At 39.1% G+C, this 25,321-nt stretch carries 30 protein-coding genes and 1 riboswitch; of the genes, 24 read left to right on the top strand and 6 right to left on the bottom strand.

Going from position 1 to position 25,321, the window contains the following annotated elements:
* The first annotated feature begins 6 nt into the window (after positions 1-6).
* From E0709_RS08985 to E0709_RS08945, 9 genes are all read left to right on the top strand, one after another.
* Positions 7-363, top strand: a complete 357-nt coding sequence (locus tag E0709_RS08985) for a DUF4054 domain-containing protein (RefSeq protein WP_132302391.1) — start codon at positions 7-9, stop codon at positions 361-363.
* A complete protein-coding gene (locus tag E0709_RS08980; protein WP_132302392.1) occupies positions 363-806 on the top strand; it encodes a phage virion morphogenesis protein in 444 nt (147 codons plus the stop codon). Before E0709_RS08985 ends, E0709_RS08980 begins: the two co-directional genes overlap by 1 nt.
* On the top strand, positions 803-1,153 hold the full coding sequence (locus E0709_RS08975; protein WP_132302393.1) for a hypothetical protein: 351 nt from the start codon (positions 803-805) through the stop codon (positions 1,151-1,153). The genes E0709_RS08980 and E0709_RS08975 overlap by 4 nt, the downstream gene beginning before the upstream one ends.
* On the top strand, positions 1,077-1,601 hold the full coding sequence (locus E0709_RS08970) for a phage neck terminator protein (protein ID WP_132302394.1): 525 nt from the start codon (positions 1,077-1,079) through the stop codon (positions 1,599-1,601). The genes E0709_RS08975 and E0709_RS08970 overlap by 77 nt, the downstream gene beginning before the upstream one ends.
* Complete coding sequence (locus E0709_RS08965; RefSeq protein ID WP_132302395.1) at positions 1,598-3,109, top strand: DUF3383 domain-containing protein; 1,512 nt, start codon at positions 1,598-1,600, stop codon at positions 3,107-3,109. Before E0709_RS08970 ends, E0709_RS08965 begins: the two co-directional genes overlap by 4 nt.
* A 91-nt stretch (positions 3,110-3,200) precedes the next feature.
* Positions 3,201-3,629: a phage structural protein gene (locus tag E0709_RS08960; RefSeq protein ID WP_132302396.1), complete on the top strand. Its 429-nt coding sequence runs from the start codon at positions 3,201-3,203 to the stop codon at positions 3,627-3,629.
* Between the two features lie 3 nt (positions 3,630-3,632).
* The gene (locus E0709_RS08955) at positions 3,633-4,070 is read left to right on the top strand and encodes a phage tail assembly chaperone (RefSeq protein ID WP_132302397.1); all 438 of its coding nucleotides are present in this window, start codon (positions 3,633-3,635) and stop codon (positions 4,068-4,070) included.
* 144 nt (positions 4,071-4,214) lie between these two features.
* On the top strand, positions 4,215-6,953 hold the full coding sequence (locus E0709_RS08950) for a phage tail tape measure protein (RefSeq protein WP_132302398.1): 2,739 nt from the start codon (positions 4,215-4,217) through the stop codon (positions 6,951-6,953).
* Between the two features lie 18 nt (positions 6,954-6,971).
* Entirely contained in the window at positions 6,972-7,763 is a 792-nt protein-coding gene (locus tag E0709_RS08945; protein ID WP_341539176.1) for a phage baseplate protein, read from the top strand.
* On the opposite strand, the gene E0709_RS08940 is transcribed toward E0709_RS08945, so the two are convergent.
* Entirely contained in the window at positions 7,764-8,183 is a 420-nt protein-coding gene (locus E0709_RS08940) for a type II toxin-antitoxin system HicB family antitoxin (RefSeq protein ID WP_132302399.1), read from the bottom strand.
* A 172-nt stretch (positions 8,184-8,355) separates the two neighbouring features.
* On the opposite strand from E0709_RS08940, the gene E0709_RS08935 reads away from it, so the two are divergent.
* Positions 8,356-8,673, top strand: coding sequence for a phage baseplate plug family protein (locus tag E0709_RS08935; protein ID WP_132302400.1), 318 nt, complete (start codon positions 8,356-8,358; stop codon positions 8,671-8,673).
* A 9-nt stretch (positions 8,674-8,682) separates the two neighbouring features.
* Entirely contained in the window at positions 8,683-9,555 is an 873-nt protein-coding gene (locus E0709_RS08930; protein WP_132302401.1) for a phage protein, read from the top strand.
* Positions 9,556-9,589: 34 nt separating this feature from the next.
* On the opposite strand, the gene E0709_RS08925 is transcribed toward E0709_RS08930, so the two are convergent.
* Positions 9,590-9,907 (bottom strand): helix-turn-helix domain-containing protein, encoded by a 318-nt coding sequence (locus tag E0709_RS08925; RefSeq protein ID WP_132302402.1) that lies wholly within the window; start codon positions 9,905-9,907, stop codon positions 9,590-9,592.
* Positions 9,898-10,215, bottom strand: a complete 318-nt coding sequence (locus E0709_RS08920; RefSeq protein ID WP_132302403.1) for a transcriptional regulator — start codon at positions 10,213-10,215, stop codon at positions 9,898-9,900. Before E0709_RS08920 ends, E0709_RS08925 begins: the two co-directional genes overlap by 10 nt.
* A gap of 76 nt (positions 10,216-10,291) precedes the next feature.
* Here E0709_RS08920 and E0709_RS08915 point away from each other — a divergent pair, with 76 nt between their 5' ends.
* The 8 genes from E0709_RS08915 (at position 10,292) to prmB (ending at position 17,789) form a co-directional block, all read left to right on the top strand.
* Positions 10,292-10,921: a Gp138 family membrane-puncturing spike protein gene (locus E0709_RS08915; protein WP_132302404.1), complete on the top strand. Its 630-nt coding sequence runs from the start codon at positions 10,292-10,294 to the stop codon at positions 10,919-10,921.
* A complete protein-coding gene (locus E0709_RS08910) occupies positions 10,918-11,292 on the top strand; it encodes a contractile injection system sheath initiator (protein WP_132302405.1) in 375 nt (124 codons plus the stop codon). Before E0709_RS08915 ends, E0709_RS08910 begins: the two co-directional genes overlap by 4 nt.
* Positions 11,289-12,431, top strand: coding sequence for a baseplate J/gp47 family protein (locus E0709_RS08905; RefSeq protein ID WP_132302406.1), 1,143 nt, complete (start codon positions 11,289-11,291; stop codon positions 12,429-12,431). The genes E0709_RS08910 and E0709_RS08905 overlap by 4 nt, the downstream gene beginning before the upstream one ends.
* On the top strand, positions 12,431-13,006 hold the full coding sequence (locus tag E0709_RS08900) for a baseplate wedge 1 family protein (RefSeq protein ID WP_132302407.1): 576 nt from the start codon (positions 12,431-12,433) through the stop codon (positions 13,004-13,006). The genes E0709_RS08905 and E0709_RS08900 overlap by 1 nt, the downstream gene beginning before the upstream one ends.
* A 10-nt stretch (positions 13,007-13,016) precedes the next feature.
* Positions 13,017-15,554, top strand: a complete 2,538-nt coding sequence (pilV, locus tag E0709_RS08890) for a shufflon system plasmid conjugative transfer pilus tip adhesin PilV (protein WP_207905249.1) — start codon at positions 13,017-13,019, stop codon at positions 15,552-15,554.
* Entirely contained in the window at positions 15,554-16,138 is a 585-nt protein-coding gene (locus E0709_RS08885) for a DUF4376 domain-containing protein (protein WP_132302408.1), read from the top strand. Before pilV ends, E0709_RS08885 begins: the two co-directional genes overlap by 1 nt.
* On the top strand, positions 16,128-16,604 hold the full coding sequence (locus tag E0709_RS08880; protein WP_132302409.1) for an enoyl-CoA hydratase: 477 nt from the start codon (positions 16,128-16,130) through the stop codon (positions 16,602-16,604). The genes E0709_RS08885 and E0709_RS08880 overlap by 11 nt, the downstream gene beginning before the upstream one ends.
* A gap of 267 nt (positions 16,605-16,871) precedes the next feature.
* Complete coding sequence (prmB, locus tag E0709_RS08875; protein WP_132302410.1) at positions 16,872-17,789, top strand: 50S ribosomal protein L3 N(5)-glutamine methyltransferase; 918 nt, start codon at positions 16,872-16,874, stop codon at positions 17,787-17,789.
* A 45-nt stretch (positions 17,790-17,834) separates the two neighbouring features.
* Here prmB and E0709_RS08870 read toward each other — a convergent pair whose 3' ends face one another.
* Positions 17,835-18,233 (bottom strand): Z-ring associated ZapG family protein, encoded by a 399-nt coding sequence (locus tag E0709_RS08870; protein ID WP_132302543.1) that lies wholly within the window; start codon positions 18,231-18,233, stop codon positions 17,835-17,837.
* A gap of 322 nt (positions 18,234-18,555) precedes the next feature.
* On the opposite strand from E0709_RS08870, the gene rplM reads away from it, so the two are divergent.
* From rplM to cspE, 3 genes are all read left to right on the top strand, one after another.
* Positions 18,556-18,984 (top strand): 50S ribosomal protein L13, encoded by a 429-nt coding sequence (rplM, locus tag E0709_RS08865; protein WP_132302411.1) that lies wholly within the window; start codon positions 18,556-18,558, stop codon positions 18,982-18,984.
* A gap of 15 nt (positions 18,985-18,999) precedes the next feature.
* A complete protein-coding gene (gene rpsI / locus E0709_RS08860) occupies positions 19,000-19,395 on the top strand; it encodes a 30S ribosomal protein S9 (protein WP_132302412.1) in 396 nt (131 codons plus the stop codon).
* A 333-nt stretch (positions 19,396-19,728) separates the two neighbouring features.
* Positions 19,729-19,941, top strand: coding sequence for a transcription antiterminator/RNA stability regulator CspE (cspE, locus tag E0709_RS08855; RefSeq protein WP_132302413.1), 213 nt, complete (start codon positions 19,729-19,731; stop codon positions 19,939-19,941).
* Between the two features lie 71 nt (positions 19,942-20,012).
* Here cspE and purU read toward each other — a convergent pair whose 3' ends face one another.
* Together purU and E0709_RS08845 are read right to left on the bottom strand one after the other, a co-directional pair.
* Entirely contained in the window at positions 20,013-20,852 is an 840-nt protein-coding gene (gene purU, locus E0709_RS08850) for a formyltetrahydrofolate deformylase (RefSeq protein WP_132302414.1), read from the bottom strand.
* A gap of 71 nt (positions 20,853-20,923) precedes the next feature.
* A complete protein-coding gene (locus tag E0709_RS08845) occupies positions 20,924-21,322 on the bottom strand; it encodes an H-NS family histone-like protein (protein ID WP_132302415.1) in 399 nt (132 codons plus the stop codon).
* A 141-nt stretch (positions 21,323-21,463) separates the two neighbouring features.
* Positions 21,464-21,673: riboswitch (Lysine riboswitch) on the top strand.
* A gap of 95 nt (positions 21,674-21,768) precedes the next feature.
* On the opposite strand from E0709_RS08845, the gene E0709_RS08840 reads away from it, so the two are divergent.
* Both E0709_RS08840 and E0709_RS08835 read left to right on the top strand, forming a co-directional pair.
* Positions 21,769-23,304 (top strand): Na+/H+ antiporter NhaC family protein, encoded by a 1,536-nt coding sequence (locus E0709_RS08840; RefSeq protein ID WP_132302416.1) that lies wholly within the window; start codon positions 21,769-21,771, stop codon positions 23,302-23,304.
* A gap of 290 nt (positions 23,305-23,594) precedes the next feature.
* Complete coding sequence (locus E0709_RS08835; RefSeq protein ID WP_132302417.1) at positions 23,595-25,313, top strand: acetolactate synthase 3 large subunit; 1,719 nt, start codon at positions 23,595-23,597, stop codon at positions 25,311-25,313.
* Positions 25,314-25,321: the final 8 nt, after the last annotated feature.

The following is a 25,321-nucleotide window of genomic DNA, read 5'->3' as shown; positions in this document are numbered from 1 at the left end:
GGAGCTATGCCAACCGTAACAGACTTTTTACAGCGTTATCCGCAATTTGAAAAGCTCGGTGAATCTATCATTGAGCTTTTTTTATCGGATGCCTTTGCCGAAATGGACAAAAACCGTTGGGGCAAATTGTATGAGCGTGGCGGTTTGGCATTAACCGCCCATCTGCTTACGCTCAATCAATGGACGGCGGAAGATAACGGCAATCCACAGCGTGAATTAACCGCCGAAAGTGTGGGGGATTTATCGGTAAGTTATGCTCAATCAAGCACAGTTCAAAGCGATGAATTTTACCGCACCACGGCTTACGGGCAGGAATATCTGCGATTGCGTAAACTGGTCGGTGTCGGGTTTATGGTGGTGTGATGACAGTTTCTATGCAACACAACGGCAACGGCTTAAATACGTTGGCTGAGCGATTGGCAGAACTGAAAGCAAAGTCGGCTTATGTGGGCTTGCCAGTGGACGATAATCCTTTTGTGGATGGTTCAAGTATCAATATGGCGACGCTTGCTGCGGTACTAGAATTTGGTAATGAACATATTCCTAGCCGTCCGTTTCTTCGCCAAACACTGGCAGAAAATCAGCAGAAATACACCGAATTTTTGACAGAGTTAATTCGTGACGGATTGGATGCTGAAACCGCTTACGGACGTTTGGCTGAAATGGTGGTCGGTGATGTACGTTCAAATATGGTGAATGGTAGTTGGACACCGAATGCGAAAGCAACGATTAAACGTAAAGGATCCAGCAAGCCATTAATTGATACTGGCAAACTTCGTCAATCTATCAGGGGGATCGTGAAATGATTAACCAAAAAGCACGCTTTCGTTCCAGTCATTTTAAACAAGGGATTTATCACATTAAACGCCTTGAAAATGGAGAATATAGCGAAGAAAAACAGCTTATCACAGCGATTGTCACACCGACTACGCCAAATGATTTAGAGCTGTTACCCGAGGGGGAGCGTTTTTATCCGACCTTTAAACTGTATTTACTGGAATCGGTGAATATCGGCGATTTGGTGGAAATTCAAAACGTTCAATATAAGATCCGCACTTTTTCCAATTGGGGGGATTATGGCTACTACCACGCTCTCGCAGTTCAACATAGCGAAACTGCGTCAGATCGTAGCGACGGCTTTGTCATTACCTGATGAGTTAGTGTTTTCAGGACGAAAGCACCAAGTAGACAAACTCAATGCCTTTGTCACGGTGGATTTAACCACTAGCCAAGAAATTGGCACAAGTAGGCGTGAGTTTGACGGCGACAATGAAACTGAAACTATCTACACCGCTTGCCAGTCGTTGGTGAGTATTTCTGCTTACGGTGAAAATGCTATCGCCTTAATGCTGAAATTACGAACGCTATTACAAAGTTCAAGCTGTTTAGATGCCTTTCGGGCGGAAAACTGGGGGCTGTTAAGCTGTTCAGATGTGCGCAATCTTTCTGCCACCGTGGCTTATGACTATGAAGAACGGGGGCAAATGGATTTAACCATTACCCATGAACACAGCGTCATTGCCCTATTATTCCGCACGCAAGCGGTCGATATTCACCCTAATTCTCAATCTATTTCAATTAATAAGGAAACTAAACGATGAGTTTATCTATTTCAAACATTGTTGATATTCAACTCAATACTGTACCGAAAGCAGCGAGCCGTAAAGACTTCGGTACCGTAGCATTATTTACCCCAGAAACGGGTAACGCCTTTGCAGATGGCACTACTCGCTATGTGTATGTCAGTGATTATAGCGAAGTGGTCAATTTATTTGGCTCCACATCTGAAACCGCCAAAGCAGCACAGCCATTTTTTGCACAACAACCACGAGCCAAACAATTGATTATCTGTCGTTGGCAAAAAGAATCACGCCAAATCAATCCGACTAATAACGGATTAAAAGGCGGTGTGATGTCAGCCACTTTGGAAGAATTTAAGCAAATTCAGTCGGGGTATTTTAGCTTAACCGTGGGCGAAACCCATTATGATGTGACAGGTTTGGATCTTCAAGATGCTACTGATTTTGATTCGATAGCTACCAAAATTCAGGAAAAATTCACCGCAGTTTCGCTTACTAATGTGACGATTAACTATGATGAAATGGGGAATCGTTTTTTATTGGCAAGCACGAATTCAGGGCAAGACAAATCTAACCTTATTTTCTATGCTGAAGACAGTAAAAAAGACGGTGAATATTTAGGAAGCATGCTCAAACTGGAAGATGGACAAGCTAGCCGAAAGATCGGTCAGAATGGCTTGTATATTGAAGCTGAAAGTCCTGTTGAAGCATTAATTGCCACACTTGATGTGAACAGTAGCTGGTATGGCGTGTTATTTGCTGCACAGCTTACTGATGATCAAATTATCGCCGTGGCGAACTGGTCACAAACCGCTAAAAAATTGTTCGGCTTGAATGTATTGCGTAATGAACAGTTAGAATGGAACAGTACCAACGTTATTAAGAAATTATATGACGCTGGATTAGACCATACTTTAGCCGTGTTTGATAAAAACGACAGCTACCCTGTCTCTAGTGCGATGGCTCGCTTGTTATCGGTGAATTTCAGTGCGAACCGTTCTACCATTACGCTCAAATTCAAAACACAACCGACCATTACTGCTGATGATATTACCGCCACGGAGTACCAAAAAGCGAAACGCTTAGGTGTGAATGTGTACACCTACTTTGATGATTCAGCTATGTTGGCTGAGGGTACCGTAGTAGGGGGTAAATTTGCTGATGAAGTGGTGATTTTAGACTGGTTCGCTGATGCAGTGCAAAAAGAAGTGTTCTCTCGCTTGTATTTATCACCAACCAAAATCCCATTAACGGACGAAGGGCAAGTGATTTTAATGGCTGCGGTGGAAAAAGTCTGCTTAGAAGGTATTAATAACGGGGCATTTGCTAAAGGGGTATGGAGTGGAGACAGTTTCGGTAATTTGGTCACAGGCGATACCCTTGAACAAGGTTATTATATTTATGCAGCACCCATGTCAACACTTTCCACATCCGATCGTGAACAACGCAAAGCGACCCCAATTCAAGTAGCGGTGAAACTAGCCGGTGCAATTCACAGTTCTGATGTAATTATCAATTTTAGCCGTTAAAACTAGGCAAAAAACGACCGCACTTTTTTGTTCATTTGTTCAGTGAACAAAAGTGCGGTGTAAATTTCATTCATTTTAAAAGGAAAAAACAATGAAACGATTCGATCCAAAACAAGTAGTGGTGTTAATTGACGGCACAAAAATCAGCGACTGGGCGGACGGCTCTGATGTGATTGCCTTTGCGTTTAATGCCGATGCCGGCGGTTATACCATGGGAGCAGACGGCACAGGCGTATTTATTGGCAATGCCGACCGTTCAGGAAAACTCACGCTAAAAATTAAACAGCATAGCCCAGACAGTGCAGAGTTGATGAAACTGTACAATCAGCAAAAAAATGATTTGAAAGGCTTTACCCCGATAACCTTAAGTATTCGTGATTTACTCAATGACGACCAACTTACTGCACAAAATGGTTATTTCACCACATCACCAACGCTTACTCGTGGACAAGGGCATAATGCCAATGAATTTATAATTGAATTTGAAAAAGCGAACTTAAATCTCGCAGAAGGATTGTAATTTATGGAAACCAAAACATTAACTTTAGATGATAAAACCTATGTTTTTCACCCAGCTAATGCATTGAATTCATGGCAGACTTTAAAAAATGCCCTTGCCTTGTTAGGTAAAACAGATTTAAACATTGGGAAAGATGAAGAATTGAGCGGTCAAAAATTGGGAGCCAAAATGATGGCTGCGGTGGTTTCCCAATTAGGTGATCCTGCGTTAAAAACTGTGGAAGATTTGGTATTGGGACATATTGCAACCCAAGACGAAAATGGCAAGCAGTATTTTATCAAAGACCAATTTAACAAACATTTTGGACAATATCCGCATCATTTATTGATGTTATTAAAAGAGGGGTTAGTTTATCAATTTTCCCCTTTTTTGAAAACTGGGGGCGGATTGTTGAGCTTTATGCCTCAGTCAATCAAGATAGCTCAAACTCAAACACCATAAACCAGTCACAAGTCGATTGGTTTATTTTTTCCCCAATAGCAAAAGGCTATTGTACATTGGCGGAAGTGCGGTCAATTTATTCTATTATGGATTTACTGCACTTCCACGAGTTAATAGCCACCTTAAATCTTATGGAGCAAGAAAATGCTACTCGACGAACTACTGATAAAAATTGGTTTTGATGTGGACTCTGCTCAACTGAATCAAGTCGGGCAGATGTTAAATAATGTTGGTGAGACGGCTAAAAAAGCTTTTGATAATCTTCGTTCAGAAAAAATTGATGTTGATTTCCATTCACTGAATCAAGTCGAGCAAACACTTAATAACATCGGTGATAGTGTCAAACAAACCTTTGACGGTATTGATTTGGGGGATGTGAATATTGATACATTAACTGAACAAGTCGAACAAGCCTTTGATGACGTTTCTGACCATATTAAAACAGGTATGGTGAGTATCAGCGATTTTATTGATACCACTACCGCTAAAGAATTGTTTGGTGACCAGTTTGAAACAGCAACAACGGAGCTCGATGAGTTTGTTCAGCAATTACTTCAATTAAGTAATATAGACGAAATCAATACAGATGAGATACAAGCCTTTGTCGATAAAGTCGCCGAATTTGATGAATTTATTGCACAATTTGGCGAAGATACGCAAGCGTATTTTGCTGAATTGAGCGACGGTTTTCATCAGGCATCAGAAACCTATCAACAAGGTTTAGCGAAAGTTGCACAACAAGAAAATCAATTCTCGAATGCAACGGAACAAGCGAATGATGCGTTAAAACATCAAGAGGAACAGGCGAATAATACTCATGATGCGTTAGCTAAAACTGGCAATGTTTTTCATGATTTATTAGGCAGTGTATCCGCTTTCATAGGGGCAAAATTTGGCATTCAGATCGATAGCGAACCTTTTAAAAAATTAGGTAAGGCGATCAAAGATAGCCAAGAAAAAGCGAAATCCTTTTTAGGCTCGGTAAAGGGTATTCCCGTTGCTTTAGGATTAGTAGGGACAGCAGTTGGCGCCGTGGTTAAGGGATTGTCTGCTTTTGTGGATAATACTTTAACTAGTCTTGATAGCCTTGCTCAGTTAAGCCGTGTATCAGGGGTGTCAGCTGGCTATATCCAAAGTCTAGGTGAAGCGGCGAAGCGTTCAGGCTCTAGCATGGAAGCCGCTCAATCTTCTATCGCAGGATTACAACGTACTCTAGGGGAAGCCTTAAACGGCGTAGGGCGTGGAGCAAAAACCTTTGAGCAATTTGGTATTGCTGCCAAAGACGCTAGTGGAAAAGCCAAAACCATGCCCGAAGTGATGGAAGAAATCCAAGGCAAGATTGAAAAACTAGACCGTACCCAAGGCGTCGCCATGTTGCAAAAACTGGGTATGGATGCGTCAATGATCCAACTATTTGACCAAAATAGCGAAGATTTTAAAGCCGCTATTGCTCGCGCTAATGATATTACCTTAGGTTCTGGCAAATACGCCGAAGATGCAGCCGGTTTTAAAGATGCATTAAGCGAATTTAACACCTTATCTAAGTCTTTGAGTGAGACATTAGCGGGACGACTTGCACCAGTACTTACTCGTATTTACACGGGTATTACGAATTGGTTCTTACGTAATAAATGGCTTGTAGCCGGTGTTGAGACGTTAGGTGATGCTATTGCCGATGCCATTGATTTTATTCGCTTAACCTTTGATGTGATTGATACCGTGATAGACAAAACAATTGGCTGGAAAGCTGCCTTGTTTATCTTAGGCGGTGTAGTGGCGTGGTTTTCTCGTGGGCTGATTATGTGGTTCGCTCGCATGGGTATCGCCATTATGACAACGCCGATTGGCTGGATTATGGCAGCGATTGCTGGGCTTGTATTATTGCTTGATGACCTATTTACCTATATGGATAATGGGCAAAGTTTATTCGGGCATTACTGGGATCCGGTCATTGATGGTGTTCGTTGGGTGAAAAAACTCATTAAAGAATTACCCGATTATTTCCACAAATTCACCGAAATGTGGGCAAAATGGAAAACGGAAATTATCGTAGGTACAACAATTTTTACCGCACTTTTTCATAATAGTTTGTTTTCAATGGTTAAAGCCATTTTTAATTTTACCAAAACAGGGAAAGTAATTGGTGGACTGTTCGGTGGTTTAGGTCGAGTGATTTCATTTTTCTTTGGTATTTTTAAAGGCGGTTTTGGGCTTGTTTTCGGTTTAGCCGGTAAATTCATCGGCATTATGCGAGCGGTCGGTTTAGCAATTCGAGCGGCGTTTATGTCAAATCCGATAGGGTTAATTATTACCGCTATTACCTTATTAGCTTATGTCATCTATGAAAATTGGGACAAAATTAAAAAATGGACTGGAGATCTTTGGGATAGTTTAGGTGGCTGGTTTAGTAAAATAGGTACAGACATTAAAAACTTTGCAGATAATGCGAAGAAAAACATTACGGAAAAATTTGAGCACGCCTTTGATTGGGTGAAAAAGCAGTATGATAAATATATCAAACCGATTGTTGATGTGGTTTCCGGCATGTGGGATAGCACCAAAGGTGCGGTTAGCCATGCGTGGGACGGCGCTAAAAATATGGCAAGCGGAGCGTGGGATAGTTTCACAGGCTTTTTCGGTGGTGGTAACAATGCTCAACAGACTTTAGCCACCGCTAGCACTATTGCTAATGGTTCGGCGAATATGGCAATGCAAAGCGGTGTCACCAACACTCAAAATAAAACCGATAATAGCCAGAAAAATAGTAATAATAAGATTACTGTGAATAATACCTTTAGCACCAACAATCAATCTGAGGCTAAAGCAGTGGCCGATCAGTCATTGCGAATTTTGCAGAATATGAATTCTGCTTATAGTCATTAATAATCGGAAATCCTAATTATGGCATTTACCCAAATTTCATCACGTCGAATAGGCGAAATCACCCTTGATATTACGACACAAGAAACTCATTCATCGGAACTCACCATTACTGAAAATCCGATAGAAAGCGGTGCGATGATCGCCGATCATGCTGTGGTTAAGCCAAAAAGCATTACCATTGTTGGCATAATGGTAGAGCAAGACAAAAACAGCGTTAATAGTCTGTCTTTTGTGGGTAATGTTCGGGGTGTAACGGATTTTCTAAATAATATTCCTTTGCCGTTTTCGGTGCTGACAAAAACTACACAAACTATCGCTAGAGCGAAAAGATTTTATAGCACTACCAATGCAATAGTAAATCAAGTGGCTAATACGTTGAATTCTGCTCGTTCTTTGGCTCCGTGGTTGCCTGATTTTGGCTTAGGTAGTCTATTTAGTTCAATCGGACAAGGGCGTGTACAGCAAGCCTATGCGGATTTAGTGGCTTGTCAAAAGTCGGGTGAAACGATTGATATTCAAACTGGCATTCATCTTTACCAAAATATGCTGATTGAAAGTATTAGCGTCACCCAAACCTTAGACGGTAGTGCAGAATTTTCCATTACGGCAAGGGAGATTTTTATCGTACAAACTCAAACCACACAAGCAAAACAAGGTACCAGTGGTCAAAAGCCCACTGGTAATAAAAAAAGCGGACGAAGTGCGGTGCAATCTGCGACAAAATCACAGAAAGGGAATACGCAGACGACAGCGGTTAAGTCTAGCGTTATAAATAATGGGTATAAAAAGGTTAAAGGGTGGCTAGGGTAACTAAACCACCGAAACAGACAATTCTTTATCCAACTGTTTAAAGGCTTTTTCCATAAAATCTACTTTAGTTGCATGTTTAAAATCTAACAACCGATCAATTTGTGGTAAATGAACATCTAAACGCCGTGCCATTTCAGCTTTACGTACGTTTTGGGCGATCATCTCGTTAAGCAAAAATACTTTCATGGATTGCAAAGCAGATAATGGCACCGCATATTGTCCTTGTTTAATAGGGCTAGGCATAGGAATAGGACGGCGGTCATCAAAATAGAATGACAATGCCACTTCTAATCCTTGTTCAGCCTCAAGTAAGGCACTCTCAATATCATCACCGACACTTGCCATTTCGGGAATGTCGGGGCAAGTGACTAAATAGGTATCGTTGGTGTCTTTAATAATTTCAATGGGATAACGTAACATAGCTTTATTCCTTTTGGGAAGTTGCCCCAAAATCGGGGCAGCCTTGCGAGAGTAAATATCTTAGGAACTCACTGTATTTCATAGGGGTACCACCTTTTCATACAGTGAGAATATTATACACAACATATTTGTTGTATGCAACAATTTTGTTGTGTTTTTTAAGGGTAATTTTATGACAGAAACAACACTACATCAAATCCCCGTGAGCAACGCTCCCTATCAAGAGCAGACCTTTGCTTTTAACGATCTAAAAATCCGTCTGACATTACGTTGGAATAGTATTGGTGAGTTTTGGGCGATGGACGTGTATGAAACCATTGCACAAAAACAAATCTGTCAGGGGGTGTCGTTAGTGGTTGGTGTGCCGATTTTATGGCATAGCACGCAGCCTTATTATTTTTTGCTGACTGATGAATACGGGGCGAATTTAGATCCGATGAGCTATACTGATTTAGGCAGTCGTTATTTGCTTTATATCGTCGAAAAATAGGGGAAGACTATGCCACATCAACAATTCGGGCGACAATGGAAACTCAGTCTTATCAGTGACAAAGAGCAGTTAGATATTGATTTATTACGTGTTGCTTTTGAGATCGACAAAACCATTAACGAAAAGCCGAACCCTGCTAAAATTCAAGTGTGGAATTTAAACCGCGATCACATGAACCAGTTGCTTAGCGGTGAATTTAACAAGCTGATTTTAGCAGTAGGCTATCAGGAATTACGCACCATTTATTCGGGCGATATTACTCAAGCAAGGGTACGCCGTGACAGTGTCGATTTTGTCATGGATTTGGAATGTGCGGACGGATTCAAGGATTACAGCACGGCACGCATTAATACTACGCTAAAATCAGGGGTGACCGATGAGCAGATTTTAGCGGAAGTACAAAAAACAATGCCGAATGTAAAAGCGGGGGCAATGGAATTACCGAATAAACGTAAACTTCCCCGTGGACGTGTGATGAATGGTGATAGCCGAGAATTACTTAACCGAATAGCACGTAATCATCAAGCGGATTGGTCTATTCAAGATGGTAATCTGATTTTCTTGCCAAAAGATAAGGTATTGAATGATGAAGCGGTAGTGCTTTCGCAGGATACGGGCATGATTAACGCCCCTGAACAAACCGATGACGGGTTAGAATTAACCTGCCTATTAAATCCAGCGTTACAAATTGGCGGATTAGTGGAAGTGCAATCCATTATAGAGTATTTCAACGGACAATATAAAATCGTGAAGCTTGCTCATTCAGGTGATGGATTAAGTGGCGATTGGCAAAGCAAATTAACGGTTGTGGGTGGCAAGTTCCAAAAAGTGGAAAAGAAATCAGAGAAGAAAACAGATAGCAAAAAACAAACGAAGAAATAACCGCACATTTAGCCTGTACGGGTTAGAAATAAAGCTAAGAATGCAACTCTCTCAATGCTTGGGGATGACGAGTGGCAATTTTAAGCAATGTCAATGCTGGACCTGATGGAGAGCGTTTGCCTTGTTCCCAACTTTGCAAGGTTCTCACAGAAATACCTAAGATTTCAGCAAAAACTGATTGCGATAACCCTGTTTTTTGACGTGCTTCCACTGCTTCATTGACAGCAATATGGCGAACTTTGCCAATTTCTCCTGCTTTCACTTGTTTAATAGAAGCTAAAAGTAATTCGCCGAGTTCTTCGCCTGTAAATTCATGTTCAGCAGGGTTAATTTTGTCTAAATCTAAAGCCATTTTTCAAGTTCCTCTTTCATTTGTTTTAACAAGTGAGCTGGAATATTTTCTGTTTTCGCCTTGGCATAAATCAGCAACAGGTAGATTTTACCATTTTCAAGACGATTAAAATAAATAACACGGTTTCCGCCACGTTTACCCGAATTTTTACCTTGCCAACGTAATTTTCGACAACCGCCACTATGCGGAATAACATCACCAATATCAGGATTACTTGCCAAGTAAACTGCCAATTCTTCCTGTTCGGCTTGGGTAAGCAGTTGTTGTGCTAGCTTGGTGTAAATTTCAGATTCAGCAACAGTAAACATATTTTTACTCTCTTATTGAATATACCACATTGTAGCACAAAAAGATATTAATACAAACATTAAATGGAGCAAAGCTATGTCAAACTACGCTATACATAATGCCACGCCTGAAACGGCAACAGACAAGCAAATAGAACAAGCACAAAAGCAAATTCATACCGCATTACCTGCAAAGGTCGTGAGTTTTAATCCGCAAAATCAAACCGTCACCCTTGCGGTGCAAATACAGCAAATTCTGGTGAAAGGGGAAAACGTGAATATTCCGCCTTTGGTGGATGTGCCAGTGAGTTATCCACGGGGGGGAGGTTTTGCGGTCACTTTTCCATTAAAAGCAGGGGACGAGGGTTTAGCGGTATTTTCAGAACGCTGTATTGACGGTTGGTGGCAATCGGGCAAAGCTAGTCCGCCGTTAGATTATCGGTTACACGATTTATCCGATGCATGCTTTATTCCGGGTATTTGTTCCCTGCCAAATGTGGTGGGGAATTTTTTTACCGGTGGGCTTTCAATGCAAACCTTGGACGGCTCAACGTTCATTCGCATCACCAACGGCACTATTCTCATTCAGGGTAATATTGAACATCAAGGCAGCCAACACACTAGCGGACAAATTAGCAGTGATAGCGATGTGGTTTCAGCAGGCATTTCAGGCAAATCTCACACCCACAAAGGCGATAGCGGTGGCACAACAGGAAAACCACAATGACAACAGATACAAACAGCGTAAGACGACTGGATAAAAACCACGATTGGACTTTCGGGCAGGGGATGAATAATTATGCTACCGAAAGCGAAAGCATTAAACAGCGAGTACAAACAAGATTGTGGTCATTTACTAATGACTGGTTTTTAGATTTAGAACATGGCGTACCATGGTTAGAATTAATGGGGCGTAACGTCGATTGGTCAAAGTTGGAAAAAGAAGTAAAAAATTGCGTTTTGCGAACGGACGGCGTAGCTAGTATCGTAGATTACAGCACAGATTTAGATGTAGATACCCGAAAACTCATCATTCAAATTGAATATCAAGATATTTACTATCAAACCAACACCGTAACCTATCAGGGGGAAGTATGACACAAATTACTGAAAACGGAGTAGAAATAGATCGCCTAGATGACATCGTTGAGAAGTTAGAACAAGGCTTTAAAGGCATTTACGGGCAAAATATTAATGTGGCACCAGATAGCCCCGACGGGCAGATGATTGGCATTTTAGCCCAGATTATCGCTGACCATAACGAACTATTGGAAACGGCTTACAAGCAAATGGATCCGGATTTAGCCAGTGGTGTATGGTTAGATCAGCGAGTGGCATATGCTGGACTTGTGAGACGACAAGCCAGTTACAGTATTTTACCCTCTGTCATTTTAACCGGCGAACCGAATACATTAATTCCCAAAGGGGTCGTGGTATCTGATCCAAATAAAGTGCGGTGGGTTTTGCAAACAGATACACAACTGAATGAAAACGGATCGGCTCAAGCGGATTTTCAAAGTGAAGAATTAGGCGCCTTTAATTTAACCAAAAACACCACCTTAACCATTGAAACCGTTGTTTTCGGTTTATCGGGTGCGACAAGTTATGCTGACAGTTTAAGTGGCGATGAAGAAGAAACCGACGCAGAATTACGTACCCGTTTCTTTTTAAGTCGTTCTCGCAATGCTCAAAATTCGATTATGGCCTTAGAAAGTCAATTGTTAGGTTTGGATGGTGTCAGTCAGGTCTCTATTTTAGAAAATAATAGCAATGAAACCGACAGTAACGGATTGCCCGCTCATGCGATTAACGTTATTGTGCTAGGTGGTGACGATAATCAAATCGCTGAAACCATTTATGAACAGAAAGGGGCGGGCGTACCATTAAAAGGATCGGTAAAAGTCGATCTGAATAAAGACGGCAAGGTTCGTACGATACAATTTGATAAAGCCCAATATATTGATATTTATTTTGAATTAATCGCAGTGCGATATGAAGACTTCACTGAAATAGACCAAGATCAAATAAAAGTATCACTGACTAAATTTCCGTTCAAAATTGGCGAAACGGTCAAGCATTCACGACTTTATTCACCGATTAATACCGTAGGGGGCTTTTGGATACAAGAGTTAAAAATTGGACGAAGTACCACCGCACTTTCAACGGATAATATTGCAATAAGTGTGACAGAAATCGCCCGTATCTTACCTGAGAACATTCAGATTGAGGTGCGATAATGGCATATTCTGATTTATTGATTTGGCAATATCAAACCAAGCCCAAAGCCTTTGCCACAATGCAAATGTTAGAACGGTTATTTACCGAGAATAGCAAATTGTTAGCCAAATTTCCGTTAATTTTAGATATTGAAACGTCTGCGGGTGACAACCTTGATATGGTGGGGCGACATATTGGACAAGATCGGGTATTAAATGGTTATATTCTGCGAAAATTTTTTGGTTTCCATGGTAGTTCGCAAGCCATGTCATTTAGCCAAAATAGACAAGGTGGGGGAGAATGGTATCGTCGGCGTAATCCACTGGCAGATAGTGTAAGGCTTAATGATGATGACTACCGCTTTTTAATCAAATGTCGAATATTGAAAAATTATCAAACAGGTACCTTACCTAATATTATTGATGCAGTACGTTTCTTATTTGGTGGTTTAGGAAATGCAGAAGATAACCAAGACATGACAGTAACCGTTTTTATTCCCAACAATAACCTGACCACATTCAAACAATACGCGATTGAAAATCTCGATATTTTACCCCGACAAATGGGTGTGAAGATTAATTTTACAATTCTCTAATGGAGTTCTTATGACAGTAATAAAAAGACCTGACGAAACAGTTTTTGCGAGCCTTGCAAAAGACAACGAAGTCCAATCTTTTCCTGATATGTTGCGTGGTTGGGGTATTACCTTTGACCAAACCAACGGCATACCGCCAATGGAATGGTTTAATGACCTATTTAAACGCTTAGACGAAAAAGATTTGTATATTTTACAACGTGGCTTGCCAGAATGGAGCAAAACAACGGATTATCCAATCAATGCTTTTGTTCAAAATAACGGCAAAACGTACCGTAGTTTAAAAGCCAATATCAATCAGCTCCCAATGGAAAACTCGATTTACTGGGCAAAATGGTCGGTAGATTATGCGGATTTAGTGGATTTATTGAATAAGAAATTAGATAAAACTGCATTAAGTAGCTCACTTACTTCGGAGAGTGAAACGAATGCCGCAACATCTAAAGCAGCTAAAACACTTAAAGATTTAATTAATGCCTTAACAAGCAATTTAACCAACTATATTCCGAACAGCAAAAAATCCAATGCAGTGAATTCAAATTCAGCGGATAACGTGGCCACCAGTGTGGCGGTGAAAACCGCCTATGATAAAGGGGTAGAAGCAAAAAATGCGGCAGATAATGCGTTATCAGTGGCAAATGGTAAGCAATCACCAGCTACTACGTTAGGTGGGTATGGGATTACAGATGGCGTAAAGCAAGTGGATATGCGTACTTCATTTGGCACGGGTGTTGCTTATCAAAATTCAACACCTGCACAATTGCCATATGGTTCATTTGTGGGATTAACGAGTAATGCGCTGCTAAATAGTCAAACGAATCATGGCTGGATGTTTATCACCAAAGGGTGGGGCGATTCTACAGGTTACTATTCCAGTACACGTTTTGGAATTGCAAATAATACTTTGTATTTTCAGCAGGCAAAAGATTTTAATAGTTGGGGAGACGCACAACAAGTAGCGACCAAAGGTACAACGCTTGGTCATTATGGTATTACGAATGCTGTATTAAAAACAGGCGATACGATGACGGGTTCGCTGATTATCAATTCCGATACGGGAATTGTGCGCGGGCAACGAAGTGGCGCAAATGCTTGGTATGTGGGGTTTACTGGTTCGGGCAGTAAAGATGTGCGCTTAGATGCGACACTACACGGTTCTTATCTTGTTTTGCAAGAAAATCAAGTTTTTATTAACAAGGATTTGCAGTTGCCTGCTAATGGCGCGGTGATTTTTGGCAGTAATGACCGTGCGAATAAGAATGTCGATCACATTCATTTTTCAGACACTGATAATCAACCTGGGACGTACTATTTTTGCGCTGATGCCGACTACAAAGGCAAAGACGCAGGCACAATGGCAGATATTGCCACAGGCTGGCTGCGCACTTATGGCAATAAAGGGTGGTATTCACAAACCTATGGCGGTGGTTGGTATATGATAGATGCCACTTGGTTGCGAGCGTATGGAAATAAGAAAATTTATACAGCTAACACAGATACTGATGCTATTTATACTGCAGGGGGTATTAAAGCAAATGGTGGATTTTATGTGGGAAATAATCCCGTTCCTGTTTCTCTGACTACCAATAGAGTGCAATTCGGATGGGATGGTAACAAGCTGAAGTTTAAAATAGATAATACGCAATTTGGTGCATTGCATGAATCTAATCAGTCCTTTGTCGATGTTACAGCTAAAGATGCTAGTTATGCAGGATTAAGAATTACTCGTACCGGATCGTCGGGAGATTATTTGGCACACTTTGATAATTTACCTGATAAACGTTGGAGATTTTGGATCCAAAACAGCCATGAAATTTTTCTGCCCGTGAAATCAGGCACCGTGGCGCTGCGATCGGATGTGGAAGAAAGAATATCTCGAACTGGCGATACGATGACGGGCGAATTATCCGTCCCTACACTGAAAATAACTGCTAATAATATTAATAAAGGCATTACCATTGGTGATGATGCTATTCTGGCGGACGTTTCCGTTGCGCACTCCGTTGGGGTGATAAGTACCACAAACCAGAAACAAGGTTATTTTGCATTTGGCACAGATAAAAAATGTTTCGGTTGGGATGGTAGCAAGTTCTATACGGGTGGTCCTTCTTTTGTGGAAGGAGATTTGTATGTCAAGAACAATAATAACTATCCTAGTATGCATTTTGTTTTTTCGGACAATAGCAAAGTAATACTAGACAGCTCTAAAAATGATTATTTGCTATCTTTTTCAAGGTTAGACACTGGCTCAAATGTTCAAAATACTATTACTATTCCAAATGGAAAATCTGGGATGGTAGCGTTAAGTGGGGATGTTGTTGTCTTGACGGGAAAGATTGCTCACGGTGGAACTATCCCATTACCGAGCGGATTTAGTGAAAGTCAATGTAAGTGGATGATTGCTCCTAGTGTGGTTTACGATAATGGAACTCCAAGTGATATTAACAGTTTCCAATTTACTTTAAATGGTCGAGTTGTCAGCCTACATACAGAAAATATAGCTGATACATCTAACCGTGCATTTTATATGATTATAGGAGTGAAATAATGTTTTATATCTTTGACCTAAAAGGCAATTTTATTGCAAGCTGCGACTTTGAACCCAACCTTGAAGATTTAAGCGAGCGTCAAGAAAGTGCGGTGGAAAGTCAGGAAAAATTTATTAATCCAGTTTTACATGAAGGAAATATTTTAGAAAAAGGTATCGCTCCATCAACTTATCACCACTGGAGCGGTACTGAGTGGATTTTACCGACAGAAAAACAAGCGGAAATCAAAGCCGACCAACAAGCCCAAATGTGGGAACAAATCAAACAGAAACGCTACGATAACGGGCGTAATGGTGTTTATGTTAAATCGGTAGATAAATGGTTCCATACTGATGACATCAGCCGTCAGCAATATACCTTTTTACGCACTTTGGATAACTTCCCCACTACCCAATGGAAGGTGATGGATAATAGCTTTGTGGCGTTGGATAAAACGTTATTGGACGAGCTTTCGCTGGCGATTTTCGCCCATGAACAGGCGGATTTTACCAATGCGGAAATGCATCGTGTGGCGATGTTGCAAGCAGAAAATCCGTTAGATTATGATTATTCAACCGGTTGGAGTGAGATTTATGGAAACTAAAATTTATTTAGCCCTTTACAAAAACAAGCGGTCATGGCGAAAAGAGCCGGTGAAAGCTTGTTGTGATTGGCTAACCCGAAAACTTACCAAGGGGATTTATTCCCATTGTGAAATTGCGGTAGAAAAAATCGTATTTACCAAAGGTAGTCATTATGAACAGGAAAGCTATTTTGAGTGTTATTCGTCTTCGGTGCAAGATGGTGGCGTACGGTGCAAAGAAATCAATGTGGCAGACGGAAAATGGGATTTAATACCACTTGAAAAGGTGACAGAAAACGAGATTAAGGGCTATTTTGGGCGAACAAAAGGTATGGCTTATGATTGGTGGGGAGCGGTTGGCATTGTGCTGGGCATTAAGCAAAAACGTTCTAAGTTTTTTTGTAGTGAGTGGTGTTTTAATGCGTTGTATCAGTCGGAAAATGGCTGGCGGTTTGGTCCGAATGATTTGGCGGTGATGGTGAGATAATATAAGGGTAATAATGCTGTGATTTAGAAGATTGTGAGGGTAATTAAAAATCGGGCGGAATTTTCCGCCTTTTAAACCCTGTAACTTTACTGACGGAAGGATAAAACACGTTCCGAAATAAAAAATTTCTTTATTGATTTTAAAAGAAAAATTTGTGTTATTATAACGAAAGTTTCGGAACAATAAATAAAGATAGCCCTAATTATAGGCTGAGTTTTATTTTTTACTAACGGAAAAACTTTATTTTACCAAATAGGAACAATAAAAATGGCGTTTTCTGAACAGAATTTATCGAATGATTTGCACACCATTAAAGATTATTTACGTTGGGCATATAGCACCTTTAATAGTGAACCACTTTTTTATGGACATGGTATGGATAATGCGTGGGATGAAGCGTCATTATTGGTATTAACTAGCCTGAACTTGCCGTTAGATGTGCCGGCTGATTTATATGATAGTCGTTTAACCCAACAGGAAAGAAAGCAGATTATTGCATTAGTCACAGAACGAGTGGAAAAACGGATTCCAACACCTTACTTAGTGAATACTTCATGGTTTTGCGGTTTGCCATTTTATGTGGATGAGAGAGTATTGATTCCACGTTCGCCGATTGGTGAATTAATTCAAAATGGTTTTGCAGAGTTTATTGAGCAAGAGCCAACCAGAATCTTAGATATGTGTACAGGTAGTGGTTGTATTGCGATTGCCTGTGCAGAGCGTTTTCCTGATGCAGAAGTAGATGCGGTGGACTTAAGTCGTGATGCTTTGGATGTGGCGGAATATAATATTGAACGTCACGGTTTGAGCGAGCGAGTGATCCCGATGCAATCGGATTTATTTGAGCAGTTACCGCAGGATCAATATGATTTAATCGTGACCAACCCGCCTTATGTGGATCAAGAAGATATGGACGGTATGCCCGAAGAATTTTTACATGAACCTGAATTGGCACTGGCGGCAGGCGATGACGGTTTGGATTTGGTGATAAAAATTTTAGCAGAGTCACCAAAATATCTAAAAGAAAATGGTGTATTAATTTGTGAAGTAGGAAATTCAATGATTCATTTGCAAGCTCGTTTTCCACAAGTATCGTTTAATTGGATTGAATTTAAAAATGGGGGATTAGGGGGGGTTTCGTTAACTAAAGCAGAGTTGGAACGGTATCATCACTTATTTGTATAATCAAAAAATAATAAGGGCGAATTATTTTGAATTCGCCCAAATATATTAATTCTTTAACAACCCAGAAGAACCTTCTTTATAATCTTTTGGCGGATTTTCTGGCGTAATGGCGGTAGATTTTTCTGAATTCATAAAACTTTGTAGAAATAAACTTTTATTATTGGCATCAGGCAAAAGTTGTTCAGAAGATTTGGCAAGATGACGGTAGATTTTCTGATAATCTTGTGCCAGTGTTTTAAATAAGTCGGCACTTTCGGCAAAATGTTTCTCTAATAATTGTTTTTGGGATTCCAATTCTTGTTTGGCTTGAGTTAGCTCTTTTGCGGTTTCAGTTTGTTTTTTTACCGATCCTTTGGTCAAACTAATGAATAAATAAGCTAAAATAAACCCAACAAAGAGTCCGATTCCAGCAATTAACCACATTTCATTTGACCAGTTCTGAATGTTTTGCATAATGCCCCCTTAAGTTAATTATTAATGTATGATGTAAAACTATTGTCTTATCATAGCGTTAAAATTTACTTTTGTCTTGTATGATTTTAGTTTTTTACTATAAAAGTGCGGTTAAATTTTGTTTATTTTTTCACTAATTACTGGTTTTTTTCTATCAAACCTTGTATAATCGCACGACCCTGTAAATGTAGCGGTTTTCCCACCGCACATTATTTGTTTAAATAACACTCGAAGGGGTGATTGTTGAAACTAATGGTTGTGTTTAATTTTATTAAACACTGGGTATTAATATTTAATATTGGTAATTTAATTAATGAAAACTTTTGTAGCAAAACCAGAAACAATTAAGCGTGACTGGTATGTAGTAGATGCGGCAGGTAAAACGTTAGGTCGTTTAGCCACCGAGATTGCTCGTCGCCTTCGTGGTAAACATAAAGCGGAATACACACCTCACGTTGATACAGGCGACTATATCGTGGTGATCAATGCGGAAAAAGTTGCCGTAACTGGTCATAAAGAAGATGACAAAATTTACTACTGGCATACTGGCTATGTAGGCGGTATCAAACAAGCGACTTTCAAAGAAATGATTGCTCGCCGTCCAGAAGCAGTGATTGAAATTGCGGTGAAAGGTATGTTGCCAAAAGGTCCTTTAGGACGTGCAATGTTCCGCAAATTAAAAGTGTATGCAGGTTCACAACATGAGCATGCCGCACAACAACCACAAGTTTTAGATATTTAATCACGGAGCAGACAAATGACAGCAGCAAATCAAAACTACGGCACTGGTCGCCGCAAAAGCTCTTCAGCTCGTGTATTTATCAAAGCGGGCAATGGTAACATCACCATTAACCAACGTTCTTTAGACGTATACTTTGGACGTGAAACTTCACGCATGATCGTACGTCAACCATTAGAACTTGTTGAGTTGACAGATAAATTAGACCTTTACATCACGGTAACTGGTGGTGGTATTTCTGGTCAAGCGGGTGCAATCCGTCACGGTATCACTCGTGCATTGATGGAATATGACGAATCATTACGTCCAGCATTACGTGCGGCGGGCTTTGTTACCCGTGATGCACGCCGTGTTGAACGTAAAAAAGTGGGTTTACACAAAGCACGTCGTCGTCCACAATACTCAAAACGTTAATTTTCTATTTTCGTTTATTACAGAATTGCAAGTCGAAAGGCTTGCAATTTTTTGTTTTTATGTTCTATGGGAAAAGTGCGGTTATTTTTTAACATATTTTTAATAATCATTTTTATTTTTAAAATGAAGTAAATAATACTTGCTTTAATATGGAGTTAATGATTTAATGTCCTACAGCTAGACAGTAGTTTATAAAATGCGTTATTAGTTCTTCCGTATCACAAGTTTTAAATTTGTTCTTGGATTTTTCTTAATATCAGTTTCTATATCCTTCTTAGCACAATTGCTTGTTTTCTCAAGCGCAAATTTAAATTTTAAAATGAGGAAGACAACATGTCTAAATTAAACGGTTCTGTAAAATGGTTCAATTCTGATAAAGGTTTTGGTTTTATTACTCCTGCAAATGGCGGAAAAGATTTATTCGTTCATTTTTCTGGTATCGTTGGTGATAACTACAGAACCTTAAACGAAGGCGATAATGTTGAATATAATGTACAAGATTCTCAACGTGGTCCAGCTGCAATTGATGTTGTAGTTATCAAATAATTTTTATTATGATGAATTTTAAATCCCCAATCTTGGGGATTTTTTATATTCTTAAATTAATAGAATAGCAATTATAAAACGATAGTTTTATTTTGGAATACAAATAAACGATCATGGATGGCTAAATCTAACGCTCGACTTAGCACCGTTTTTTCCACATCTCGTCCCGCTTTCATCATCATTTCCGCCGAATAGGTATGATCCACATTAATCACATTTTGCATAATAATCGGACCTTCATCTAATTCATTATTAATAAAATGTGCTGTGGCGCCAATAATTTTCACCCCACGTTCATAAGCTCGTTTATAAGGATTAGCACCAATAAAAGCCGGTAAAAAAGAATGGTGAATATTGATCACACGATTTGGGTAACGAGCGACAAATTCCGGATTTAATACCCGCATATATTTGGCTAACACAATTAAATCTGGGTGATATTCATCAATTTTTTCGGCTAATAATTTATCGTGTTCAATCCGAGTTAAATGTTCGTGACTGACGCAATGAAAAGGCACATCAAAACGTTCCACAAGAGAACGTAAGCTGTCGTGATTTCCAATTACTGCGGCGATCTCAAGATCTAATCCGCCATAATAGGTTTTCATTAATATATCACCCAAACAATGGGCTTCTTTGGTGACCAAAATGACAATACGCTTTTTACGACTTGAATCTATTAAACGACAATTTGTGCCTTGTGGCAAACTAAATGCTAAATCGGCAAGTAGCGTTTCTTCATTAAAGATACCTTGTAATTCAGTTCGCATAAAAAAATGTTTTGTTTCAAAATCGACAAATTCATTATTATGTATAATATTTAGCTGATGTTTGTAGCAGATATTGGTTATTTTGGCGATGAGTCCTTTATCATCAGGACAATCGGTTAGCAAAATTTTATTTTCAATCATATTATCGTTCCTATTCTGGTAAACAAATAAAACCCATCTTTAAATGGGTTTTATTATTAAATTTAAGAATCTTAGATTTTAAAATCATCTAGCGATTTACCCGCTTCTAATGCTTTTTTAATAATTAATGGTGTACGACCTTGTCCACTCCATGTACGTTCTTCGCCTTTGTTATCGATATATTTGTATTTTGCAGGAAGTGATTGACGTGTTTTTTTATTTTTTGTTTCTTTAACGTCAGAAAGTAATTCAGATAAAGAAATACCTTTTTCTTTTAATTCGGCTTGATATTTTTTAATAAGTTCTTGGCGAGCCTTTATTTTTTTGATTTCTGCTTCTGCTTTTTTACGTTTTTCGTCGATAATAATTTGTAATTTCTCTAAAATTTTTTCTGCTCTGCTTAAGTCAATAGTATTAATGGCAGCACGTAAATTACGTAAATTATTTAATGTGTTTGCTAAATCACTCATTTTATTCTCCTTAAGTTGATTTTATATTGTTAATAATCATATCCTTATTATGCTTTTTTGTAAATATTTTGTTTCTTTCTATCAATATATATAAAAAACCTGTTGGCATTTATGCATTATTCAGGTAATCTTTGCAAATCCTACAAATGTAGAGGTGCGAATATTATAAGTATTTTTTCGGAGTGGATAACGGAGAAGAAAAATGAAAGGAATATTTGCCGAAATCAATTAAAAGTCGTTTTGATTGGTTGGTGACGTTATCGAAAGAAACGTTACTGTCATAGTCTAGGGGATAACATTTTAATTAAAAATCTTATACCCGTTTATTTACTATGGAGCGCTACTGTTAGGGGTAGTTTTGTTGGCTACCTTTATCTCTAAATCATTTTAACATTATTTAATGTGAACTGATGTCAGTGGTTCTCCCTTACTTTTAGGCAGAACAAATGGAACTTATCGATTTTTCTTCTTCAATATGGTCGGTTTTACCACCATTATTAGCCCTTGGTTTAGCCATTATTACACGTAAGGTCTTATTGTCATTAAGTGTGGGTATTATCGTTGGGGCATTAATGTTAACTGGAGCAGATTTCAGTTTAACTTTAAGTTATCTTTTTGAACGAGTATCTTCATTAATTTATACGGTAGAAGAGGGAGGATTCGCATTCAATGAGAGTAATGTGCATATCATTCTTTTCCTATTATTGCTTGGTATTTTAACCGCACTTTTAAGTGTTTCTGGTAGTAATCAGGCATTTGCTGAATGGGCGCAAAAACGCATTAAAGATCGCCGTGGGGCAAAATTAATGGCAGCATGCTTAGTTTTTGTTACTTTTATTGACGATTACTTCCATAGTTTAGCGGTGGGTGCTATTGCTCGCCCTGTGACGGATAAATTCCATGTTTCTCGCGCTAAATTAGCTTATATTCTGGATTCCACTGCTGCACCAATGTGTGTCATGATGCCAGTTTCTAGCTGGGGTGCTTATATTATGACGCTAATTGCAGGTTTATTAGCAGAACATGCTATTACGGGTTATACGCCATTTAGTGCTTTCATCACCATGAGTGCGATGAATTTTTATGCTATTTTTTCCATGATTATGGTGTTTATTGTCGCTTATTTTTCTTTTGATATTGGCCCTATGGCACGTCATGAAAAATTAGCCATAGGGCAATCAGATACCGCTGATGAAATTCAAGCACAAAGTTCAGGAAAAGTGCGTAATTTAGTGTTACCGATTTTAACCTTAATTTTAGCTACGGTTGCTATGATGATGAAAACTGGTAACGATGCGTTAGTTGCTGACGGTAAAACCTTTAGTGTTTTAGGTGCGTTTGAAAATACGACGGTGGGTATTTCATTAGTGGTAGGGGGCGTGAGTGCATTGATTGTCTCTACTTTATTAATTGTGGCTAATAGAAATGTGACCTTAAATGAATACGGCAAGGCTTGGATTGTCGGGATTAAATCCATGTTAGGTGCGATTGCTATTTTATTCTTTGCTTGGACGATTAATAAAATCGTGGGTGATATGCAAACCGGAAAATATCTTTCTACCTTAATTTCAGACAATTTAAATCCAGCATTTTTACCGGCTATTTTATTTATTTTAGGTGCGGCAATGGCATTTTCAACGGGAACGAGCTGGGGAACCTTTGGGATTATGTTACCCATTGCAGCGGCTATCGCCGTTAATGCTTCACCTGAATTATTATTACCTTGTTTATCTGCGGTCATGGCTGGGGCAGTGTGTGGTGACCATTGTTCACCCGTATCAGACACCACGATTCTGTCATCAACAGGGGCGAAATGTAACCATATTGATCATGTGACAACACAATTACCTTATGCGTTATTAGTGGCATTAGCGACAACTATTGGCTATTTCGTGATTGGCTTTACGCAATCTGGTTGGCTTGGTTTTATTACCACGGGAGCAGTGTTGTTTATCGCTATATTTGTTAGTAAGAAACGTTAAAATTGTGATCTGATTCAAATTTTTAAATAAAAATTTTATTTTGTTTTAAGTTTATAAAATGCGGCTTTATGCCGCATTTTATCATTTTATTATAAATTTTATTTATTAAATATCGTAATTTTAATTAATTTAGATTTTTATTCTGTTAAATTAATAATTTGGGCTTAAAAAAAGAATAGACAATTAACCGGAATTTAGTACACTAATTTCACAAATTAAGGAATATTTCCTTTTAATAAAAAGTGCGGTTAAAAATTCTGTAGAAATTGTCAGTAAAACGGAGTGATTTTATGAAGAAATTATCAGGTGCAGAAATGGTTGTGCAATCTTTGCGTGATCAAGGTGTAAAATATTTATTTGGTTATCCGGGTGGATCCGTGTTAGATATTTATGATGCAATCCATACCTTAGGTGGGATTGAACATATTCTAGTTCGCCATGAACAAGCTGCTGTTCATATGGCGGATGGTTATGCTCGTTCAACAGGTGAAGTGGGATGCGTGTTAGTCACATCAGGTCCTGGGGCAACCAATTCGATCACAGGGATTGCTACCGCTTATGCGGATTCTGTTCCTTTAGTCGTATTAACCGGACAAGTACCATCTAATTTGATCGGTACAGATGCTTTCCAAGAGTGTGATACTATCGGCATTACTCGCCCGGTAGTGAAGCATAGTTTTATTATTCAACGTGCAGAAGATATTCCGACAATTATCAAAAAAGCCTTTTATATCGCTTCAACAGGTCGTCCCGGTCCTGTGGTGATTGATATTCCAAAAGATATGGTGAATCCAGCTAATAAATATCCTTATGAATATCCAAAAGATATTAGTATGCGTTCTTATAATCCGAATTTACAAGGACACAAAGGACAAATCAAAAAAGCCTTAAAAGCCTTATTAGTAGCAAAAAAACCAGTTCTATATGTGGGTGGAGGGGTGATTATTAATAATAGTAGTGCGAAAGTTAGACAATTTGCACAATTATTAAATTTACCGGTTACTTCTTCCTTAATGGGATTAGGCGCTTATCCAGCAACTGATCGTCAATTCCTAGGAATGTTAGGTATGCACGGCACCTATCAAGCCAACTGTGCTATGCATGAGTCTGATTTGATTTTAGGCGTGGGAGTACGTTTTGATGATCGTACTACTAACAATGTAAAGAAATATTGCCCTCATGCCAAAGTGATTCAAATTGATATTGATCCAACGTCTATTTCAAAAAATATTCCCGTTGCAATTCCGATTGTTGGTAGTGTGGATAATGTATTTGGTGAGTTTTTAGCCTTATTACAAGATGAAAATTTAGTAAAATCCCAGTCTGATTTAACTGAATGGTGGCAACAAATTGATGAATGGAAAGCAAAAAAATGCCTTGAATTTGATACTACTTCGCAAGAAATTAAGCCACAAACGGTGATTGAAACCATTTATCATTTAACTAAAGGCGATGCCTATATTGCATCTGACGTAGGACAACATCAAATGTTTGCGGCTTTACACTATCCATTTGATGAACCACGTCGTTGGATCAATTCAGGCGGGGCGGGGACAATGGGTTTTGGTTTGCCAGCGGCTATTGGGGTAAAATTTGCTCATCCAGAAAGTACCGTAGTTTGTATTACAGGGGATGGCAGTATTCAAATGAATATTCAAGAGCTATCTACCGTGAAACAATATGACACACCGATCGTGATTGTGAGTTTAAATAATCGTTTCTTAGGCATGGTGAAACAATGGCAAGATTTGATTTATTCAGGTCGCCATTCACAAGTCTATATGAATTCGTTGCCTGATTTTACCAAATTAGCAGAAGCTTACGGACATGTTGGGATTCAGATCAATCATGCCGATGAGTTAGCAGAAAAACTCGCTCAAGCCTTTGCGATTAAAGATAAATTAGTCTTTGTAGATGTGTTGATTGATGCCAAGGAAAATGTCTATCCAATGCAAATACGCGGCGGTGCAATGAATGACATGTTATTATGTGCACCGAATAAAGAATAAGGAGAAAC

Source organism: Lonepinella koalarum (assembly GCF_004565475.1).
Lineage (GTDB): Bacteria > Pseudomonadota > Gammaproteobacteria > Enterobacterales > Pasteurellaceae > Lonepinella > Lonepinella koalarum.
This window is presented reverse-complemented; position numbering and strand designations above follow the sequence as displayed.

What these genes read in the sequence shown, in the direction of transcription:
- E0709_RS08985 (WP_132302391.1), top strand. Translation starts at nt 7, where the DNA reads ATGCCAACCGTAACAGACTTTTTACAGCGTTATCCGCAATTTGAAAAG.
- E0709_RS08980 (WP_132302392.1), top strand. Translation starts at nt 363, where the DNA reads ATGACAGTTTCTATGCAACACAACGGCAACGGCTTAAATACGTTGGCT.
- E0709_RS08975 (WP_132302393.1), top strand. Translation starts at nt 803, where the DNA reads ATGATTAACCAAAAAGCACGCTTTCGTTCCAGTCATTTTAAACAAGGG.
- E0709_RS08970 (WP_132302394.1), top strand. Translation starts at nt 1,077, where the DNA reads ATGGCTACTACCACGCTCTCGCAGTTCAACATAGCGAAACTGCGTCAG.
- E0709_RS08965 (WP_132302395.1), top strand. Translation starts at nt 1,598, where the DNA reads ATGAGTTTATCTATTTCAAACATTGTTGATATTCAACTCAATACTGTA.
- E0709_RS08960 (WP_132302396.1), top strand. Translation starts at nt 3,201, where the DNA reads ATGAAACGATTCGATCCAAAACAAGTAGTGGTGTTAATTGACGGCACA.
- E0709_RS08955 (WP_132302397.1), top strand. Translation starts at nt 3,633, where the DNA reads ATGGAAACCAAAACATTAACTTTAGATGATAAAACCTATGTTTTTCAC.
- E0709_RS08950 (WP_132302398.1), top strand. Translation starts at nt 4,215, where the DNA reads ATGCTACTCGACGAACTACTGATAAAAATTGGTTTTGATGTGGACTCT.
- E0709_RS08945 (WP_341539176.1), top strand. Translation starts at nt 6,972, where the DNA reads ATGGCATTTACCCAAATTTCATCACGTCGAATAGGCGAAATCACCCTT.
- E0709_RS08940 (WP_132302399.1), bottom strand. Translation starts at nt 8,183, where the DNA reads ATGTTACGTTATCCCATTGAAATTATTAAAGACACCAACGATACCTAT.
- E0709_RS08935 (WP_132302400.1), top strand. Translation starts at nt 8,356, where the DNA reads ATGACAGAAACAACACTACATCAAATCCCCGTGAGCAACGCTCCCTAT.
- E0709_RS08930 (WP_132302401.1), top strand. Translation starts at nt 8,683, where the DNA reads ATGCCACATCAACAATTCGGGCGACAATGGAAACTCAGTCTTATCAGT.
- E0709_RS08925 (WP_132302402.1), bottom strand. Translation starts at nt 9,907, where the DNA reads ATGGCTTTAGATTTAGACAAAATTAACCCTGCTGAACATGAATTTACA.
- E0709_RS08920 (WP_132302403.1), bottom strand. Translation starts at nt 10,215, where the DNA reads ATGTTTACTGTTGCTGAATCTGAAATTTACACCAAGCTAGCACAACAA.
- E0709_RS08915 (WP_132302404.1), top strand. Translation starts at nt 10,292, where the DNA reads ATGTCAAACTACGCTATACATAATGCCACGCCTGAAACGGCAACAGAC.
- E0709_RS08910 (WP_132302405.1), top strand. Translation starts at nt 10,918, where the DNA reads ATGACAACAGATACAAACAGCGTAAGACGACTGGATAAAAACCACGAT.
- E0709_RS08905 (WP_132302406.1), top strand. Translation starts at nt 11,289, where the DNA reads ATGACACAAATTACTGAAAACGGAGTAGAAATAGATCGCCTAGATGAC.
- E0709_RS08900 (WP_132302407.1), top strand. Translation starts at nt 12,431, where the DNA reads ATGGCATATTCTGATTTATTGATTTGGCAATATCAAACCAAGCCCAAA.
- pilV (WP_207905249.1), top strand. Translation starts at nt 13,017, where the DNA reads ATGACAGTAATAAAAAGACCTGACGAAACAGTTTTTGCGAGCCTTGCA.
- E0709_RS08885 (WP_132302408.1), top strand. Translation starts at nt 15,554, where the DNA reads ATGTTTTATATCTTTGACCTAAAAGGCAATTTTATTGCAAGCTGCGAC.
- E0709_RS08880 (WP_132302409.1), top strand. Translation starts at nt 16,128, where the DNA reads ATGGAAACTAAAATTTATTTAGCCCTTTACAAAAACAAGCGGTCATGG.
- prmB (WP_132302410.1), top strand. Translation starts at nt 16,872, where the DNA reads ATGGCGTTTTCTGAACAGAATTTATCGAATGATTTGCACACCATTAAA.
- rplM (WP_132302411.1), top strand. Translation starts at nt 18,556, where the DNA reads ATGAAAACTTTTGTAGCAAAACCAGAAACAATTAAGCGTGACTGGTAT.
- rpsI (WP_132302412.1), top strand. Translation starts at nt 19,000, where the DNA reads ATGACAGCAGCAAATCAAAACTACGGCACTGGTCGCCGCAAAAGCTCT.
- cspE (WP_132302413.1), top strand. Translation starts at nt 19,729, where the DNA reads ATGTCTAAATTAAACGGTTCTGTAAAATGGTTCAATTCTGATAAAGGT.
- purU (WP_132302414.1), bottom strand. Translation starts at nt 20,852, where the DNA reads ATGATTGAAAATAAAATTTTGCTAACCGATTGTCCTGATGATAAAGGA.
- E0709_RS08845 (WP_132302415.1), bottom strand. Translation starts at nt 21,322, where the DNA reads ATGAGTGATTTAGCAAACACATTAAATAATTTACGTAATTTACGTGCT.
- E0709_RS08840 (WP_132302416.1), top strand. Translation starts at nt 21,769, where the DNA reads ATGGAACTTATCGATTTTTCTTCTTCAATATGGTCGGTTTTACCACCA.
- E0709_RS08835 (WP_132302417.1), top strand. Translation starts at nt 23,595, where the DNA reads ATGAAGAAATTATCAGGTGCAGAAATGGTTGTGCAATCTTTGCGTGAT.